This window comes from Actinoplanes sp. NPDC049265 (assembly GCF_043197135.1).
Taxonomy (GTDB): domain Bacteria; phylum Actinomycetota; class Actinomycetes; order Mycobacteriales; family Micromonosporaceae; genus Actinoplanes.
The window spans coordinates 46,291-65,498 of record NZ_JBICSP010000029.1 but is presented as its reverse complement, the minus strand read 5'-3'; the positions used below and the strand labels follow the sequence as shown (position 1 = coordinate 65,498).

Genomic DNA, 19,208 nt, shown 5'->3' with positions numbered 1-19,208 from the left:
CGAGATGGCCCTTCGCTTTCCGGGCGCGGCACCAGCCGCGACGGATGCCGCGAGAAGCTACGTTCGCACTTTATGTACGGACGGTTCAGGACCAGTTACGCGCGCGAGCCCGTGCAGTGCTTCCTCCAGCCGCCGGGCGAGAACCTCGGCGGTCGGGCGGTCGAACAGCTCGGCGGCGTACACCAGGGCGACCTCCAGCGTCCCGGCCGGGGTCACCGTCACCACCACGGTCAGGTCGAACTTGGCGACGTCGTGCGCCTGCGGCAGCGGTGTGACCCGCACATCGGGAAGCCGCAACGAGGTGTCGTCAGCGTGCTCGAAGACCAGCGCGACCTGGAACAGCGGATTGCGCCCGGGCGCGGGCTCCGGCCGGAGCGCGTCCACCAGGACCTCGAACGGGACGTCCTGGTGCTCGAACGCCGTCAGGTCGGCATCCCGGACGCGGGTCAGCAGCTGCTCCGGCCCCGGCCGGCCGGAGAGGTCGGTCCGCAGCACGACGGTGTTGACGAAGAACCCGACCAGGGCGTCGGACGACTCCGCGGAACGGCCCGCGACGACCGTACCCACCGCGATGTCCTCACCCGCGCCGCTGTCCCGCAACATCAGCGCCAGGCCCGCGTGCACCGCCATGAAGAGTGTCGCGCCGCAGGACAGGGCGGCTCGTCGCAGCAGCGCCGCCGGGCCGGCCTCCATCAGGAAGCTCACCTGTCCCCCGCGACGGCTCGGGCGCTCGGGCCGGGGCCGGTCGAACGGCAACGCCGTCTCGGTCGGCAGCCCGGAGAGCTGGTCCTGCCAGAACGTCAACTGCCGGGAGAGCACGCTGGCCGGATCGGCAGCGTCGCCGAGGATCATGCGCTGCCGAGCGGCGTGATCTCCGTAGGTCATCGGCAGCGACGGCCACCCGGGTTCGTGCCCGGCGCGCCGCGCCTCGTACGCCTGGGCGAGGTCGCCGAGGAAGGGCCGGACCGACCGGCCGTCGAAGGCGACATGGTGCACCACGACCAGCAGCACCGCCGCCCGCTCGCCGGACGTCAGCAGCCAGGCCCGGATCGGGACCTCGGCGGCCAGGTCGAACTCGTACTCACGCAGCCGGGCGATCCGGGCCTCCAGCTCGTGCCCGGACCGGCTCTCCCGAGCGAAACGACTGGCAATGGCATGCGCGGGCGCTCGCACCGTCCTCGGTTCACCGTCCTCGTCGACCAGGACCGTGTGCAACGGCTCGTGACGCAGCACCACATCGGCGAACGCTGACCGGAGCGCGCCGGCGTCGATGTCGCCGGTCAGCCGGAACACCAGCGGGATGTTGTAGAACGAGTTCGCACCCTCCATCTGGTCCAGCAGCCAGAGCCGGCGCTGGCCGTCCGAGGCCGGCCGGGCGCCGCCGCCGGACGGCCGCCCCAACGGCCGGTCGTCGGCCAGGTCACCCCCGACGTCCAGCCGCTTGGCGAGCGCTTCGACGGTCGGCGCCTCGAACACGTCACGGACCCCCAGCGGCCGGCCGAGTTCCTCCCGCACCAGAGTGACCAGGCGCGCCGCGAGCAGCGAGTGACCGCCGTGGTCGAAGAAGCTCGCGTCCACCGCGACATCCGGCACCTCGAGCACCCGCACGAACAGATCACGCAGCTGCGCCTCACGAGCCGTACGCGGCTCCCGGCCCCGCCGGGCCACACCGAAGTCGACGCCGGGCAGCGCCGCGCGGTCGACCTTTCCGCTGGGTGTGCGGGGCAGATCGGCCAGGACCACGACGGCCGCCGGGACCATGTAACCGGGCAATGTCCTCGCGGCCACCCGGCGCAGGCGCCCCGGTTCCGCGGTCGCCGCATCCGGCCCGGACAGGACCACGTAGGCGACCAGATTGACGGTCCCGGCCGCGCCGGTCAGCACGGCCGCCGCCGCCTGCCTGACCGCGGGATCCGCCAGGAGAGCCCCCTCCACCTCGGCGAGCTCGACCCGGTGCCCCCGGACCTTCACCTGGTCGTCGGCCCGTCCCACGAATTCCAGCTCCGCGCCTCGCGTCCACCTGACCAGGTCGCCGGTGCGGTACATGCGCTCCCCGGCCCGGCCGTACGGGCAGGCCACGAACCGCTCCGCCGTCGCGGCCGGCCGTCCCCGGTAGCCGCGGGCCAGGGCCGGGCCCGTCAGGTAAAGCTCCCCCGCCACCCCGGGCGGAAGCAGCTCGAGGCACGGGCCGAGGACGTGAACACGGATGCCGTCCAGCGGCCGTCCGATCGGTGGCGCCGCGCCCCCGCCCAGCGCGCCGCTGGTCGTCGCCATGACGGTGGCCTCGGTCGGACCGTAGGCGTTGACCATGTGCCGGTCCGGCGCCCAGCGGGCGGCCAGCTCGCTGCCGCACGCCTCGCCGCCGACGATCAGCGTACGAAGGTCGGGCAGCGTGTCGGGGTCCAGCGTCCCCAGCAGGCTCGGAGCGATCAGCGCGTGGGTGATCCGGCGGGAGCGCAGCACCGTGCCGAGATCGTCACCGGCCAGCCGGCCGGCCGGGGGAAGGACGAGCGTCGCTCCGGTGCCGAAGGCCAGGCCGAGTTCGAGGATCGACGCGTCGAAGCTCGGCGAGGCGTGGAACAGGACCCGGTCGCGCCCGGTCGCCCGGAAGCGGTCCACCGCCCCGGCGACGAAACCCTCGATCCCCTGGTGGGTGACCATCACGCCCTTGGGCCGGCCGGTCGACCCGGACGTGTAGATCACGTACGCGGGATGCGCCGGCCGCAGCACGCCCAGCCGGTCCGGGTCGGAGAGATCAGCACGGCCGGAACCGTCCGGAGATCCCCCGGCGTCGCCGGCCTGGACGTCGTCGATGACGAACACGTCCGGTACATCCCGTGTGCCCAGTCGCGGCCGGGAGCGTACGTCGGTCACCACGAGCACCGGCCGGCTGTCACGAAGCATGTACCGCACCCGTTCCGCCGGGTACTCCGGGTCGAGCGGCAGATAGGCGCCGCCCGCCTTGCCCACGGCCAGCAGCGCGATCACCATCTCCGGCGACCGGTCCAGGAACACCGCGACCACCGTCTCCGGGCCCACACCCCGCGCGACCAGCAGCCGGGCCAGGACGTTGGCGTCGGCGTTGAGCCCTCCGTACGACCACACCCGGTCCGCGCACTCGACGGCCGTCGCGTCGGGCGACCGGGCTGCCCGGGCCTCGACCAGGCCGGGCAGCAGCATGGTGCCCGCGGCCCGGCGGGTGCCGGCCCACGTCCCGAGGATCCGGTCGCGCTCCTCGGGAAGCACCACATCCCAGGTCGTGATGGGACGGTCCGGGTCGGCCACAACCTGGTCGAGCAGGTCGAGCAGACGCTGGGCCAGCGCCTCCACGGTGGCCGAGTCGAACCGGCGGGCCGCGTACTGCCAGGTCCCGGCGATCCCGGCCGGACCCGCGCTCGCGTCGTGCTTCTCGACCAGCTCGAGAGACACGTCGAACTTCGACTCGCTGGGCGGCACCGGCCAGGGCGATACGGTGAGCCCGTCCAGCCTGAGCTCGGGCGCGGTGTTGTTGTCCAGCGCGATCATGACCTGGAACAACGGGTGCCGGGCCGGGTCCCGGACCGGATTCACGGCCTCCACCAGCAGGTCGAACGGCACGTCCTGCCGGGACAACGCGGTCAGGTCGGCGTCGCGCACGCGTCGCAGCAACTGGGCGAAGGTGGGGCTGCCGCCGGTGTCCACGCGCAGGACGAGGCTGTTGGAGAAGAACCCGATCAGGTCGTCGAGCTGGTCGTCGTCGCGGCCGGCGACCGGGGTGCCGACCACGATGTCGTTGCCCGCACCCATCCGGGTCAGGAGGGCCGCCAGGGCGGCGTGCAGGACCATGAAGAGGGTCGCTTCATGCCGGCGGGCGAGCGCGGTGATCGACCGATGCAGCGGCGCGCCGATCACGAACTCGACGTGGCCGCCGGGGCCGCCCGGACCGGCCGTGGCGGCCACGTCGGCCGGCAGCGGCAGCTGCTCCGGAGCTCCGCTCAGGCCGGCGACGGCCTCGGCGACCCGGGCCGCCATCTCCCGACCCGCCGGCGAGTCGGGGTCGGACAGCTCGTGCTGCCGCAGCGCGTGGTCGGCGTACTGGACCGGGAGCGGTGACCACGGCGGATCCCGCCGGGCGCGGCGTGCCGCGTACGCGACCTCGAGGTCGCGCAGCAGCACCGCGATGGACCAGCCGTCGGTGGCGATGTGGTGCATCAGCACGACGACGACGTGCTCGCGCGGCGCGACCTCGAGCAGGGTGATCCGCAGCGGCTGCTCGCGGGAGAGGTCGAAGGTGTGGCCGGCCGCGGCGGTCACCGCGGCCGGCATATCGTCGGCGGTGACCGGGACGACCCTCAGCAGCGGGAGCGCCTCGGCGGCGGGCCGGACCCTTTGAACCGGGATCCCGTCGACGGTCGGGAAGACGGTGCGGAGCGTCTCGTGCCGGGTCACGAGGTCACCGAAGGCCCGCCGGAGGGCATCAAGATCGAGGACGCCGGAGAGGCGGGCGACGTACGGCACGTTGTAGGCGTGGCCCATCCCGCCGAATCGATCGGTGAACCACATCCTCCGCTGGGCGTGGGACAGGGGAACCCGCTCCGGCCGGGGGGTCCAGCGCCGCAGCGGGGCCCGGCCCGGGCGGAGGCCGTCCAGGCGGATGGCCAGCCGCGCCGGCGTCGGGTGGGCGAACAGGGTCTGGATGTCGGCCTCCACCCCGAGGCTCGACCGGATCCGGCCCGACAGACGCACCGCGAGCAGGGAGTGGCCGCCGTGGGCGAAGAAGTCGTCCTCGGCGCCGACCGACTCCAGCCCGAGCAGGTCCGCGAACAGCTCGCAGAGCGTCGCCTCGAGGGGTGTCCGGGGCGGACGCCCGGAACCGGCTCCGGCGGGCCGGCCGGGATCGGGCAGCGCGGCGCGATCGATCTTCCCGTTGCGGTTCAGCGGCAGGCGGTCCAGCACCACGACGGCGGCGGGCACCATGAACGGGGGCAGCCGCTCCCCGGCGAACCGCCGCAGGTCCGCAGTTAGACCGGCGCCGTTCGCCCGGACGGGCCGGTTGGCATATGTCGAGCTCTCCACGTCGTGACCGGGGCCGGGCCCGGCGCCGGTCTCGGCCGGGTGCACGCCGGGCCCCGGCGAGAAGATGACGTCCACCGCGTCCACGGCCGACGACCAGGTCACCGTGGCGGTGAAGCCGTGCGGCCGGCCGAGGTCGAACAGCGCCGACGGATCCGGGACGTCGCCCGTGTCGTGTGACCGGGCCGCGCTGCGAGCCACCTCGGTACCGCGCCCGGCCTCGATCTCGCGCAGCGCGGCCAGGTCACCGACGACACGTCGATTGGGTACTCCGGTCAACCGAACCGGCGTACCACCGCCGCCGCCCGCGAGCAGCGCCGCCACCTGCCGGTCGAGGGGCACACGTGGTGACCAGGCCACGTTCCGGACAGCCGGGGGCACGGGACGGGCGCCCGGCCGCCGCTTCCGAAGCACCACGTCGTAGCGGTAGCGGGTCATCTCGTTGTCGCGGCCGCTCTGCTTGACCCGGACCGAGACCAGGTCGACGGCCGCGTTGCGGCTGCGGTAGTGCTCGAAGTAGGCCGGGTCGATCGCCAGCTCGCGCTCGGCCGCGACGGCGGTCCGGACGGCCCGGGCCGGATCCGCGGTGCCGCCCGCCCGGGCGAGCAGGACACCGGCGTGGAAGGCGGTCAACAGGCGCAGGTCGCGAACGTCGCCGACGACCAGATGCCCGCCCGGTTCCAAGGCCTCGATCGCCTGGTCGAGCACCCGCCCGAGGTAGCCCGGACCGGGGAAGTACTGGACCACCGAGTTGATGACGACCGTGTCGAACCGCTCCCCCGGGATCCCGCTGAAGTCGTCGGCGGCCTGCGCCCGCAGCACGACCCGGCCGGCCAGGGACGGATCGGCGCCCACCTGACCCTCGAGCAGCCGTACGCCTCTCGCGGACAGATCAGTGGCCCAGTACAGCTCGCACCGAGGCGCCACTCCGGCCAGGATCAGCCCGGTGCCGGCTCCGATCTCCAAGACCCGCCGGGGACCAAGCTCGAGGACGCGTTCGACGACACCGTCCCGCCACTCGCCGATCTCGGCGGCCGGGATGGGCTCGCCGGTGTACGAACTGTTCCAGCCGCGGAAGTCGGTGCCCAGCGGCACTGCGGGACGCTCGGCGCCGTACAGGTCGTCGTACAGTTCCGACCAGCCGTCCGGCTCCGGCCTGCCGCGGACGACGACGTAGGCGACCAGCTGCTGGTCGCCGCGGCGGTCGGGCCGGGCCAGCACGACCGCCCGGTCGACCGCGGCGTGCTCCGACAGTGTCGCCGCCACCTCGGCGGGCTCGATCCGGAAGCCCCGGATCTTGACCTGATCGTCGGCGCGTCCGACGAACTCCAGCTCACCGTCGCGGGCGCGGCGCACCAGGTCACCGGTCCGGTACATCCGCGCCCCGGGTGGGCCCCAGGGGCAGGCCACGAACCGCTCCGCGGTCAGGCCCGGGCGGCCGGCGTACCCGCGGGCCAGGCCCGCGCCGGCCAGGTACAGCTCGCCGGCGGCGGCCGGCCCCAGATCGGCGTCGAGGACGTACAGCTCGGCGCCGAGGATGGCCCGGCCGATCGGCGGGTCGACGGGAGCCTCGGCGGACAGCCGGCCGGTGATGGTGGCGCAGACGGTCGACTCGGACGGGCCGTACGCGTTGAACATCTCGCGGCCAGCGGCGGCCCGGCGGACCAGGTCCCCGGGGCAGGCCTCACCGGCGACGACGAGACACATGCCCGCCGGGAGGGCGTCGTCCGGCAGCGCCTGCACCAGGGCCGGCGGCAGGATCGCGTGGGTGACGTCGTGGTGGGCGAGCAGCCGGCCGAGACGTTCGCCGGTGATCGCCTCCCGGGAACCGGAGAGGACCAGACAGGCGCCGGTGAGCACGGCCGTGCAGAGTTCGGAGACGAAGGCGTCGAAGCTCGGCGAGGCGAACTGGAGGACCCGGCTCCCGGATCCCGCACCCAGCGTGCGCCGGTGCTCCTCGACCAGGCAGGAGATGCCGTGGTGGACGTTCTGGACCGCCTTGGGCCGGCCGGTGGAGCCGGAGGTGTACACCACATAGGCCAGGTCGAGCGGTCTCAGCGGGCCGGTGCGGTCGGCGTCCCGCAGGTCCGAGCCGGACCGGGCGGTCACCTCGGCGCGGATCGGCGGCCCGGTGACGATCAGCCGATCGGCCGTACCGGCCGGCAGACCGGCCACGCTCGCCGCATCGGCCAGGACCAGCACCGGCTGCGTGTCCTCGAACAGTTGCTCGATCCGCCGGGCCGGGTAGCCGGGATCGACGCACAGAAAGGCGGCGCCGGCCTTCAGCACGGCCAGCACGGCGGTGACCAGGCCGGCGTCGCGTGCCATCAGGACCGTGATCACCTGGCCCACGCCAGCCCCACGATCGACCAGCAACCGGGCGAGCCGGTTCGCCCGGTCGTTCAGTTCCGCGTACGACAACGCCTCGGCGCCGCTGACGACCGCCGGCGCCTCCGGGGTCAGCCGCACCTGCGCCTCGAACAGCTCCGGTATCGTCGCCGCACGGGGCCGGACCTCGCCGGTCACAGCATCTCGTCCAGTCGCTGAGCCAGGCCCGCGGCGGTCGGGTTGTCCACGACCAGCCGCAACCGGAGCCGGACACCGAACCTCTTGTTGACCGCCGCGGTCAGCCGCACCGCGGCCAGCGAGGTGGCGCCGAGCTGGAAGACGTTGTCGTCCGGGCCCACGTCGGCGGCTCCGACGACCGCGCCGATCAGGTCACAGAGGATCCGCTCCCGCTCGGTGGCGGCGACCCGCCCGGACGAGGGTGCGGCCGTGGCCGCCATCGAGGCGATCCGCGCCCGGTCGAGCTTGCCGTTGGGGGTGAGGGGCAGTTGGGACACCGCCCGCACCTTCGCGGGCACCATCGCGGGCGCCAGCACGGTCGCGGACCGGGCGCGGATCTCCTCGGCGAGGGAGAGCAGCGAGACCATGGGCTTCCGGACCGGCGCGACGCCGGCTTGGGGCAGATCTCCGCGCTCGCGTACGCCGTAGAGGTGGACCGCCGGGCTGATGCCGCCGGGCGGGCGCCAGGACCGGACCGAGAACCCGTGGCCGGTCAGGCGGGCCGCCATCGCGTCGGCACCGGGCTCGGCGACCTTCACGCACACCTGAGCGATACCCGGCCAGTGCCGGATCTCGACGCCGGCGAGCGGATCACCACCGTGATCGGCGGCATCGATCTTGAGCAGGTCCACCCGATCGATGCCCTCCTCGTCCAGGATCTGCGAGATCGTGCGCGCGGGGACGTGCGCCCGCCCGGCTCCGGCGCCGAGGTCGTACGGCAGCAGCACGGCGTCGACCGCGTGCAGGCTCATGTTCTGGCGCAGCAGGTCGAACGTCCCTGGGGTGGCCTCGGCGGCCAGGACCCGGACGCCCGGAGCCCGCGTCGACGCGTACATCGCGAACATGCCGATACCCGCCCCGACGTCGACGATCCGGGCGCCCTCGGGGATGAGCCCCCCGCCGCGGGTGTACGCCTCCCACTCGAACACCTCCTGGTAGGCCGCCCGTGCGGTGGCCTCGTCGGGCACGCAGACCGGCAGTCCGGGAGCCAGCTCCAGGATCGTGGGACGGACCTCCTCGGGCAGTTCCTGAAGGCGGATCAGGCGGTCCGCGCCGGGAGCCGCGCCGGCGTCCACCGTGACGACGGCCGACAGGTAGGGCTCGCCCGAGGCGGTCCGGGCCAGGACGGCCGCCGCCTGCCGTACCGCGGGATGGCGCTCCAGGGCGGCCTCCACCTCGCCGATCTCCACCCGGACACCGTTGATCTTCACCTGCGAGTCGGATCGGCCGAGATACTGCAACTCGCCGTCCGCGTCCCACCGCGCCAGGTCGCCGGTGCGATACATCCGCCCTCCGGGCGGCCCGAAGGGGTTGGCGACGAAGGACCCGGCGGTCAGCGCCGCGTTGTTCAGGTAGCCCAGGGCCAGCTGGGCGCCGCCGATGTGGAGATCGCCGGTGCCGCCCGGCTCGACCGGACGCAGCGCCTGGTCCAGGACGTAAAGCTCGGTGTTGTCGACGGGCCGGCCGATCGGCACGGTGTCGTCGGGCGGCGTGCGCGGACAGTCCCAGGACGTCACGTGGATGGCCGCCTCGGTCGGACCGTACAGGTTGTGCAGGGACGCCGACGAGGCTTCGAGGAACTTGCGGCACAGTCGGGCCGGCACAGCCTCGCCGCTGAGGACGACCATGCGCAGGCTGCCGGCGACGGTGGCGCTGTCGAGGAACACGTCGAGCATGGACGGCACGAAGTGCGCCACGGTGATCCGCTCGCGTTCGATCAGTTCCGCGAGCGCCACCGGCTCCTTGTGGATGGCGGGGTCGGCGATGACCAGAGCCGCACCGGTGACCAGCGGCCAGAGCAGCTCCCAGACCGAGACGTCGAACCCGAGCGGGGTCTTGTGCAGCACCCGGTCGTCCACCCGCAGCCCGTACCGCCGCTGAACCCAAACCAGGTTGTTCACCACCGCGGCGTGCGAGACCGCCACCCCTTTCGGCCGGCCGGTGGAGCCGGACGTGTAGATCACGTAGGCCACATCGTCCGCGACCGGTCCGCCGGGGCGGTCGTCCGGGGGCGCCGTCGATGTCGTCAGCTCCCCGACGCCGACCACACGCGCCGCGGCACCGATCAGGGCGCCGGCCGGACCGTTCCGCAGGTCGTCGCTCGCGACCACGCAACACGGCCGGGCATCGCCGACCATGTGCCGGATACGCTCTGCGGGCAGATCGACATCCACCGGGAGGTACGTCGCGCCGGCCTCGGTGAGCGCCAGCAGGACGGTGACCTGCTCGATGCCGTGCGGCAGGGCCACCGCCACGGTGGTGCCGCGCCCGGCGCCCAGCTTGCGCAGCCCGCCCACGACCGCCCGGACCCGGCGGCCGAGGTCGCGGTAGGTCACCTCGGTGTCCCCGGCCACGATGGCGACGGCGTCCGGTGTGGACCGCATCCGGTGGCGGATCAGCTCCGGGAGAGTCGATGTCATGCGCTCAATCCGTTTCTGCTCGAGGCCGGGCGGGCGATGGCACGGCGGTCAGTCCGGATCGGAGGCCTCGATGAGACTGCGCGGGCGCATGTCCTGCCAGTTCTCGTCGATGTGGGCCACACACGCCGGCCGGGCGCCGGGGCCGAAGACGACCTCCCAGCCGCCCGGCACCGTCAGATGCGCGGGCCACAGCGAGTACTGCCACTCGTCGTTGCGCAGCACCAGGAAAACGCCTGCTTCGTCATCGAACGGATTCGACACCGCTGATCACCCCTTTCTGGCCGGATGGGCTGGTACGGGTTGCGTGCGCGGCGAACACGACCAGCCGGGCCCGAACCCGGTCGATCAGCTCCTGCGCGGTGGCACGGTCGAAGAGCTCGGTCGCGTACTGGACCACTCCCCACAGCAGCCGGTCCTGGTCCGCGTCCAGCTCGGTGAACTCGAACGCCAGCTCCTCGCCGATCAGCCCGGTGCTCGCCTCGGCCGGCTCGACGGTCAGGCCCGGCATGCGCAGGTCGGCGGCGAGGACGGGCGCCGTGCAGATGGTCATGGCGACCGGGAAGAGCGACTGTTCCCGCCCCGGGGACCCCGGGTCCCGATCGGTCAGCCGGGCCAGCGGTACCTCCCCGTTGGCGAAGGCGGCCAGGCTCGTGCGCCGGACGCGCCGCACCAGCTCGTCCACCGACGGATCACCGCCGGTGTCGACGCGCAGCACGAGACGGTTGGCGAACGCGCCGACGAGATCGTCCAGCCGGCGGTCGGGCCGGCCGGCGACGGCACATCCGATGAGGATGTCGGTTCCGGCACCGAGCTCGGTCAGCGTCGCCGCGACGCCGGCTTGGAGCACCATGAACAGGTTGGCCCGGTGCCGGGCGGCCAGGTTCCGCAAGCCGTAGTGGACCTCGGGCGGGATGTCGAACGCCAGCCAGTCGCCGCGATAGGCGACCGGCGCCTCGCCGGCGCGGCGGGCGGGCAGCCCGGCCACCTCGGGCCGGCCGGCCAGGGCGGCCCGCCAGAAGTCGAGCTGAGCCCGGGGCGGCCGGTCGGACCATCCGGCGAGATATTCCGAGTACCGCATCGGCAGCGGCTCCCAGCCGGGCCGCCGGCCGCCGGTCCGGGCGGTGTAGGCGACGGCCAGGTCGGCCAGCAGGGGCCGAGTCGACCAGGCGTCCGCGGCCACCCGGTGGATGACGATCAGCAGCGTCCGGCCGGCCTCGGAGTCGAACAGCCGGGCCCGCCACGGTGGCCGGCCGCCCAGGTCGAAGGGCGTGGCGGCCTCCCGCGTCACCACTTCGGACGCCTGCCCGGCCGCGACCGGGACGATCAGGAAGTCCGGCTCGGCCCGGTCGATGTCCAGCACGGCGGCGACGGTGCCGCCGTCACGCTCGAGGTGAACCGTACGCAGCGGCTCGTGCCGCTCGGCGAGGTCGCGCAGCGCCGCACGCAGGGCGGCCACATCCACCTCGCCGGTCAGCCGGAGCGCGACCGGGCAGTTGTAGACACCGGCGGATCTGCCCGCGAGCCGGTTCAGCTCGGCCAGCCGGGTGTTGGCGTACGACGGCCGCACCGCCGGATCCGGCTCGACGCCACATCGGGTCAGCAGCTCGCCGATGGTCTTCGCGTCGAACAGATCGATGATCGACAGGTTCAGGGCCAGCTCGTCGCGCAGCCGCTGGACCACCCGCACGCCGATCAGCGAACTGCCGCCGATGGCGAAGAAGTCGTCGCCGAACGCCGCCTCCGGCACGTCCAGTTCACTGCGGAAGATCTCCAGCGCCTCGGTCGCGTGTCGCCCGGCGGGCATGACGACGGCTACCGGTACGGCCTCGGCGACGGGCGCCGCGGGCGGTTGACGGCGTCGCGTGAACGTGGGCGGCTCGGGAGCGGTGGCGGAATCGACGGCGACCGCGGCGATCAGCCGCCCGTACTGCTCGGCGAGTTCCTCGATCGTCCCGGCCCGGAACAACTCGGCCGCGTACTGGATCTGGATGCGGGGTCGCTGCCCGCCCAGGATGACCTGGGCGACCACATCGAACTCGGTGGTGGCGCCGGCCGATCGCAGGAACTCGGTCGACCGATCGCGGATGGTCAGGTCGGCGAGCACACCGGAGTCGCCCCCGTCCAGGGCCACCATGTGGAAGGCGGTGTGGAAGAGCGGGTGCACGCCGCGGTCCCGGCCGGGATTGACCCGTTCGACCACGAGGTGAAACGGGACGTGCTCGTACGCGAGGTCCTCGGTCAGGTCGGCCTGGACGCGTGTCAGCAGGTCGGCGAACGCCTCGCCGGGCTCGCAGCGACCGCGCAGCACGACGCTGTTGACGAAGAAGCCGACCAGGTGTTCCAGCTCGGGCTCGGGCCGGCCGGCGACCGGGGTGCCGACCACCACCTCCGGCGACCCGGTCCAGTGGGCCAGGAGCAGTTCGAACGTGGCCAGGAGGACCGTGAACATGGAGGTTCCGCGGTTGCGGGCGAGTTCCCCCAACGCCTCGACGGCGTCCGCCGGTAGGTCGGCCTCCGTCCACGCGCAGGTGAACCGGCGGACGCCCGGCCGGGGCAGGTCCGCGGGCAGCCGCATGGCGGGCAGATCCGCGAGGCGGGCGGCCCAGTAGGACAGGCCTTCGTTGAGCCCGGCCGTCTGGTCACGTTGCCACGTGGTGTAGTCGGCGTACTGCACGGTGAGCTTCGGAAGATCCGGCTCGGCGCCCGCGGCATAGGCCTCGTAGCAGGTGAACAGCTCACGTTGCAGGATGGCGAACGACAGCTCGTCGCTCACGATGTGATGGGTGGTCAGGACGAGCAGGTGGCGGTCCGCCCCCAGCTTCACCACCTCGCCGCGCAGCAACGGCGGCGCCCCGAGGTCCAGCGGCTGCTGGAACCACCGGTTCACCACGGCATCGACCGCCCCGTCGGCGGCCGGGCCGGCGGGCACCGAGGAGAGGTCGACGAAGCCCAGGACGTCCCCGCTGATCTCGCCGAGGGTCAGCCACGGGCCGCCGGGCTCCCGGGTGAAGCGCGAGCGCAGCAGCTCATGGCGCCGCACCGTGGTGGCGATGGATCGCTCCAGCAGCGTCCGATCGAGCGGGCCGCCGATCTCGAAGACCGCGACCATCTGATACTGGGTCAGCCCGGGAACGATCTCCTCGGTGAGCCACAGGGATTCCTGGCTGAACGACAGAGGCGCACGCGTCGCCGGCATGAGTCCCCCTCCTGTCTCGGCGTTGGTCAACGACTCGCCCGGCTCAGCCGCGCGGCACCAGAGCGCCGGCGTCGACCGCCGCCCGCATCCGCGCCAGCATCGCCACCGGGTCGGCCCCCTCGGCGAACAGGCAGGAGTTCACCAGCGCCGATTCGAATCCGAGCTCGATGGCGCCGGTCAGGTCGGCCACGGAGCCGATGCCGCCGTCGAGCATGACCGGCACCTCGTCACCGTCGAGGATCGCCTCGACGGCCGGCCGGACCCGCGGATCGATGCCCCGGCGGGCGCCGATCGGTGAGCCCATCACGCGCACCATCGGCACACCCAGCTCCAGGCAGGTGCGGTAGACCGCGACGTCCGCCGAGATCAGCGGCCAGACCTCCAGGCCGTCCGCGACCAACCGGCGGGCCGCCTCCACCACCTCCACGTCGTTCGAGGTCGTCAGCGAGTCCCCGGCCAGCACCTCCAGCTTGATCACACGCACGTCGGTGAGGTCCACGGCGCGGCGGGCCCGCTCCACCGCCTCGTCCGCCGTGACCGGGTGGTTGATGTTGAGGACGGGAATGACGCCGTGGCCGGGACCCAGGAGCGCGGTGACCGAGCCCAGCGTCGCGTCCGCGTATCCCACCGGCAGATCGGCGCCGCGCGCGACCTCGTCGATCGAGTGCGTGTTGACGGCCAGGTAACGGCACTTGCTCGCGGTCAGCATGCGTACGGCGACCTCGGCGCTCACCCGGTGCTCTGGCTTGGCGCCGAAGCAGTGGAACAGCTCGAACATGTCGACTCCTATCGGGGGGATTTCAGCGGGTCGCCGGAATCGGCGCACGGGTGAGCCAGCCGTCTGGCGCCTGCAGGAGCCCGCTGACCGCGTCGTCGAAGCGGGCGAGCAGGGCGCGGAAGATCGGGCCGGACGGGTCGAGGCGGCGCCCCTCCAGGGCGCGTACGGGCATGAGTTCGATCGCCGTGCCGGTCAGGAAGATCTCGTCGGCCTCGTGGAGCTCGGACGTCGTCACCGGACCTTCCCGCGCGTCGATGCCCAGGTCTGTGGCCAGCGCCAGCACGGTGTCCCGGGTGATGCCGGCCAGCGGTCCGTCGGTCAGCCACGGCGTACGCAACACCCCGCGGCTGACCAGGAAGACGTTCGACACCGAAGCCTCCACGACGCGGCCGGTGTGCAGATCGAGTTGCACCGCGTCGTCGAACCCGGCCCGGGCCGCCGCGGTGCGGGCCACCGCGGACATGACATAGGCCCCGGTCGCCTTGGCGCCCGCCGGAAGGCACTCGGCGGGCGGGCGCCGCCATGGTGAGATCGTCAGCGACAGACCGGCGTGCCGAGCCACCGGCGCGGCGGGCCAGACCTCGATACCGAGCCGGAACCGGAGCCGTCGCAGATCCAGCCCGAGGATCGGGTCCGGCGCATACAGGACCGGGCGCAGGTAGCAGTCCGGGAGATGGTCCGGAACCGCGGCCAGCACCCGCTCCCGCAGTTCGGCCAGGGGCGGCGGCTCGGCGATGCCGATCAGGTCGGCCGACCGCCGGAGCCGCCGGAGGTGGTCGTCGAGACGGAACAGGCTCGGACCGCCGGCGCCGTCGTAGCAGCGAATACCCTCGAACACCGCGGTTCCGTGCTGCAGGCTGTTGCCGCCGAACGGAACCTCGCGCGCCGGATCACCGTCGTGCCGGGTGGATACCGAGTGGGCGTCGGTGATCACGATCTCACCGCGGCTTGCAGCCGGCCCAGTTCGGTGACGGACTCCAGCACCTGGTCGGCGGGCAACCCGAAGTCGATCAGGCAGCCGACCTCGGTCACCCCGGCGTCCGCCAGCCGGTCGATCATCGGCCGGCAGGTCTCGGCGCTTCCGAACAATCCGGCTGAGGTCATGTAGCGCCGCAGACCGTGTTCGAGCAGGATGGCGCGGTCGGTCTCGGAGACCGATTCGGGCCGTACGCCGACGTCGTTGCTGGCCGCGAACTTCTCGAACAGCCGCAGGTGCTGTGAGAGGTATCTGATCAGCGGTTCACGGACCCGGTCCGCGACCACGTCCGCCTCGGAGGCCAGGCAGGTGTGCAGCATGCAGGTGATCTGTTTGCCGTCCGGGCTGTGCCCCGACGACGCCAGCGCCCGGCGGTACTGGTTCACCTTGACGGTGAGCTCGTCGACGGTCTGCTCGAGCAATGCGGTCAGCACGTGCAGGTCGTGGCGGCCGGCGGCCTCCCAGGTCGCCGGGTTGCCCGAGCTGGTCAGCCAGATCTCGGGCGGCGTCTCGGGCCGCGGATAGGCGTGCACCTCGAGCTCGCGACCCGCCGGTCCGGTCCTGGTCACGGCCTCGCCGCGCCACAGCGCGCGCATCGTGTCCAGACCATCCAGCAGGATGTCCTTCCGGCCCTCGTAGGCGTCCGGTGCGAGCACGAAGTCGTCGGCGTGCCAGCCGGAGGCCAGCGACATGCCCATGCGCTGACGGCTGATGGCGTCGAGCACACCCCACTCCTCGGCGACCAGCAGCGGGTCGTGCAGCGGGAGCACCACGCTGCCGGCCCGCAACTGGATCCGGCTGGTCCGTGCGGCTACGGCGGCCAACAGGGTCGCGGGGCTCGGGTAGGGCGCGCCGAACACGTCGAAGTGGCGCTCCGGAACCCAGACCGCGTGCAGGCCGGCCCGGTCCGCGCGTTCGGCGCACTCCAGCAGCAGCTCGTACTTCTGCCCGGGCCGGTCGTCGGGGTCGGACGAGAAGAAGAACAGGCTGACGGCCATCGGCGCGCGATCCCGGTTCCGCTGCTTCCGCAGTAGGTGGTCGAGCAGTTGCCGACGGCTCGGGGACAGCTGCCGGACGTCGTCCTCGGAGGTGGTCGTCATCGGCCGGACTCCTTCAGCTGCGCGAGGCGGACCTCCACCTCTTCGTCGGACATCGCCTCCAGCGACGCGATCAGGGCCGCGGTCGGTTCGTCGGGCGCGACCGGGTCGATCGGCACGCTCATCGGCGCGACGTGCCGGGCCGCCGGCCCGGACGGGTCCGGTGGTCGCATGCCGTGGTCCTCCAGGAACTCGGCCAGCTGCGCGATGGTCGGCAGGTCGAAGACCGTCGTCATGGCCAGCCCTTCGGCGCCGTCGCGCTGCAGGACCGTGACCATCTGCATGGCCAGCAGGGAATGGCCGCCGACCTCGAAGAAGTCGTCGTGCACGCCGATCTCCGGGCCGCCCAGCAGTTCCAGCCACAGCGCGGTGAGATAGGCCTGCATCGGTGTCTGGTCCGCGAGGCCCCCGGGCCCGGCGGCGGCCGTCCGGACACCGGCCGCGGGGGCGCGGGCGGGCGCCGGGCGTGCCGCGCCGGGGTCCGCGTCGAGCCAGTGCCGGGTGCGTTCGAAGGGATACAGCGGCAGGCTGACCCGTTCGCGCGACTCCCCGTGCCACACCGCCGACCAGTCGACATCGCCGCCCGCGAGCCAGTACGCCGTCAGGGCCTCCAGCAGGTCAGCGGCCGGTTCGTCGCCCGCGCCGGTCAGGGCGGGAATCCGCACCGCGCCCGGCACGGCGGCTTGGAGCATGGCGGTGAGCGACCGGTCCGGGCTCACCTCGACGAAGCAGTTCACGCCGTCGCGGGACAGCCGCGCCAGCCCGTCGGCGAACCGCACCGTCGACGCCATCTGCCGGCCCCAGTACTCCGGGCTGACGGCCTGGTCGTCGGTGAGGAAGTCGCCGGTGAGGTTGCCGACCACCGGGATCCGCGGCGGGTGCAGTTCGTACCGCGCCACGACCCGCGCGAACTCCTCGGCCGCCGACGTCACGAGCGTGGAGTGGAAGGCGCGGGTGACGTCCAGCCGACTGCCGGGGTGTTCCTCGAGAAAGTGCTCCACCGCATCGGCCGGACCGGCGACCGTGACGAGGCGATCACCGTTCACCGCCGCCAGTGACAGCTCACTCCCCTCGATCGCGGCCAGGGTCTCCTTCTCCGACAGCCGGACCGACGCCATCGCTGCCGGGGCGGTCGCGGCCAGCAGCCTGCCCCGGGCCATGACGATGTCGACGGCCGAGCTCAGCGAGAACACCCCGGCCAGCGTCGCGGCCGTCAACTCGCCGATGCTGTGCCCGCACAACGCGTACGGGCGCACCCCGCAGTCGAGCAACGCGCGCCCGACCGCCCACTCGACGGCGAACAGGGCCGGCTGAGTCAGCTGCGTCTCGGCGAGGCGCGCGCGTTTCGCCTCCCGGTCACCGGTCTCGTCGAGGGCCGGGGCCAGGTCGATGCCGTGCCGACCGAAGATCTGGAAGACCGTGTCGAGATGTTCCCCGACCAGCGGTTCGGCCTCGGCGAGGGCGAGTCCCATGCCCAGCCGCTGAGCGCCCTGGCCGGCGAACACCAGGGCGGTCCGCAGCGAGCCGTCGGCGTGGCCGTCGCGCACCCGGCGACTGCCCCTGACCAGCAGGGCGTCGCTCATCTCGGCGGCCGATCCGGCCAGCAGGGAACGACGGAACTCCCACGGTGTGCGTCCGGCGGCCAGGGTGTACGCCGCGTTCGCCAGCTCGTCCGGTCGCTCGCGGATGTACTGCCCGGCCGACCGGCTCAGTTCGTCGAGCGCCGTCAGCGACCGGGCGGACAGCAGGACCGGGTGCCGCCGGCGCCGGGACGCGCCGGGCGCCGGGCGCGCGGGCGGCTGCTCGACGATGACGTGCGCGTTGGTGCCGCCCATGCCCACGGAGTTGACCCCGGCGCGGGCGGGCCGGTCCGCCGTCAGCTCGACGACCTCCACCGGGATCCGGAACGGCGTCGAGTCCAGCTCCAGGCGCGGGTTCGGGCGGGTGAAGTGCAGCACCGGCGGCACCTTGCGATGTCTGACCATGAGGATCGCCTTGATCAGACCGGCCGCGCCGGCGGCCGCGTCGAGGTGGCCGATGTTGGGTTTGACCGAGCCGAGCAGACAGTCCTCGGCACCCCGCATGGCCCGGGACAGCGCGGCCACCTCGATCGGGTCGCCGATCGGGGTCGCGGTTCCGTGGGCCTCGACGACGTCGATGTCGCGTGCGGTCAGACCGGCCCGCAGCAGGGCCCGTTCGACCGCCGCGGCCTGCCCGCCGACGCTCGGCGCCGTGTAGCTCGATTTGGCCTGCCCATCGTTGGTGACCGCCGATCCGCGGATCACCGCGTGGATCTGGTCACCGTCGCGCACGGCGTCGGCGAATCTCTTGAGCACCACGACACCGACGCCGTTGCCGACGACCGGCCCGGCGGCGTCGGCGTCGAATGCGCGGCAGTGGCCGTCCGGCGAGGAGGCGCCCGGCGTCGAGAGGTAGCCGGCGGCGTGCGGCAGGCGGACCGACGCGCCGCCGGCCAGCGCGAGCTCGCACTCGTCGTCCAGCAACGCCCGGCAGGCCAGATGGACGGCGACCAGGGCGGAGCTGCACGAGGTCTGCACGCCGATGCTGGGTCCGCGCAGGTCCAGCTGGTAGGACACGCGCGTGGCCAGGAAATCCTTGTCGTGCCCGAGCATGGTCTGCATGTCGCCGACGGCGTTGACCGCCGCGCTCCCCGGACCGAGCACGTTGCGAACCAGGTAGGTGTCCATCGTGCAGCCGCCGTAGACGCCGACCGTCCCGCGGTGACGACGGCTGTCGTAGCCGGCGTCCTCGAGTGCGTGGTAGGCGGACTCGAGGAAGATCCGATGCTGCGGATCCATGATCGCCGACTCCCGGGCCGAGTAGCCGAAGAAGGCGCCGTCGAAGCGGTCGGCGTCCTCCAGCGCGCCCGACGCGTTGACGTAGTTCGGGTCGTCGACCTGCTCCGGCGTCATGCCCCGGCGCAAGGCCTCCTCCCGGGTGTGACGCTGGATGCTCTCGACGCCCTCACAGAGGTTCCGCCAGAACTCGTCGACGTTGCGCGCCCCGGGGAAACGGGCCGCCATGCCGATGACGGCGATCGAGTCGCGGTGCTGGGCCAACGGCAGTGTGGTCATGACGCTCCTCGTCACCGAAGGTTCACGGT

The 19,208-nt window shown here is 72.9% G+C and carries 8 protein-coding genes; all 8 read right to left on the bottom strand.

The window, feature by feature from the left end; all coding sequences use genetic code 11:
- Positions 1-57: 57 nt before the first annotated feature.
- From ACGFIO_RS40755 to ACGFIO_RS40720, 8 genes are read right to left on the bottom strand one after another with little or no spacing between them, the layout of a single operon-like run.
- On the bottom strand, positions 58-7,578 hold the full coding sequence (locus tag ACGFIO_RS40755; RefSeq protein WP_392835736.1) for an amino acid adenylation domain-containing protein: 7,521 nt from the start codon (positions 7,576-7,578) through the stop codon (positions 58-60).
- A complete protein-coding gene (locus ACGFIO_RS40750; protein WP_392835734.1) occupies positions 7,575-10,037 on the bottom strand; it encodes an amino acid adenylation domain-containing protein in 2,463 nt (820 codons plus the stop codon). The genes ACGFIO_RS40755 and ACGFIO_RS40750 overlap by 4 nt, the downstream gene beginning before the upstream one ends.
- Positions 10,038-10,085: 48 nt before the next feature.
- Positions 10,086-10,298: an MbtH family protein gene (locus ACGFIO_RS40745; protein ID WP_392835733.1), complete on the bottom strand. Its 213-nt coding sequence runs from the start codon at positions 10,296-10,298 to the stop codon at positions 10,086-10,088.
- Positions 10,279-13,233 (bottom strand): condensation domain-containing protein, encoded by a 2,955-nt coding sequence (locus tag ACGFIO_RS40740; RefSeq protein WP_392835731.1) that lies wholly within the window; start codon positions 13,231-13,233, stop codon positions 10,279-10,281. Before ACGFIO_RS40740 ends, ACGFIO_RS40745 begins: the two co-directional genes overlap by 20 nt.
- 43 nt (positions 13,234-13,276) lie before the next feature.
- Positions 13,277-14,011 carry a hypothetical protein gene (locus tag ACGFIO_RS40735; protein ID WP_392835730.1) on the bottom strand — a complete coding sequence of 245 codons (735 nt, stop codon included), beginning with the start codon at positions 14,009-14,011 and terminating at the stop codon, positions 13,277-13,279.
- 22 nt (positions 14,012-14,033) lie between these two features.
- Positions 14,034-14,945 carry an aminotransferase class IV gene (locus ACGFIO_RS40730; protein WP_392835728.1) on the bottom strand — a complete coding sequence of 304 codons (912 nt, stop codon included), beginning with the start codon at positions 14,943-14,945 and terminating at the stop codon, positions 14,034-14,036.
- Positions 14,942-16,087 (bottom strand): MupA/Atu3671 family FMN-dependent luciferase-like monooxygenase, encoded by a 1,146-nt coding sequence (locus ACGFIO_RS40725; protein WP_392835726.1) that lies wholly within the window; start codon positions 16,085-16,087, stop codon positions 14,942-14,944. Before ACGFIO_RS40725 ends, ACGFIO_RS40730 begins: the two co-directional genes overlap by 4 nt.
- Positions 16,084-19,179: a type I polyketide synthase gene (locus ACGFIO_RS40720; RefSeq protein WP_392835723.1), complete on the bottom strand. Its 3,096-nt coding sequence runs from the start codon at positions 19,177-19,179 to the stop codon at positions 16,084-16,086. The genes ACGFIO_RS40725 and ACGFIO_RS40720 overlap by 4 nt, the downstream gene beginning before the upstream one ends.
- Positions 19,180-19,208: the final 29 nt, after the last annotated feature.

Excerpts from the sequence above, each read along its gene's own strand:
- ACGFIO_RS40750 (WP_392835734.1), bottom strand. The coding sequence starts at position 10,037 with ATGACATCGACTCTCCCGGAGCTGATCCGCCACCGGATGCGGTCCACA.
- ACGFIO_RS40740 (WP_392835731.1), bottom strand. The coding sequence starts at position 13,233 with ATGCCGGCGACGCGTGCGCCTCTGTCGTTCAGCCAGGAATCCCTGTGG.
- ACGFIO_RS40735 (WP_392835730.1), bottom strand. The coding sequence starts at position 14,011 with ATGTTCGAGCTGTTCCACTGCTTCGGCGCCAAGCCAGAGCACCGGGTG.
- ACGFIO_RS40725 (WP_392835726.1), bottom strand. The coding sequence starts at position 16,087 with ATGACGACCACCTCCGAGGACGACGTCCGGCAGCTGTCCCCGAGCCGT.
- ACGFIO_RS40720 (WP_392835723.1), bottom strand. The coding sequence starts at position 19,179 with ATGACCACACTGCCGTTGGCCCAGCACCGCGACTCGATCGCCGTCATC.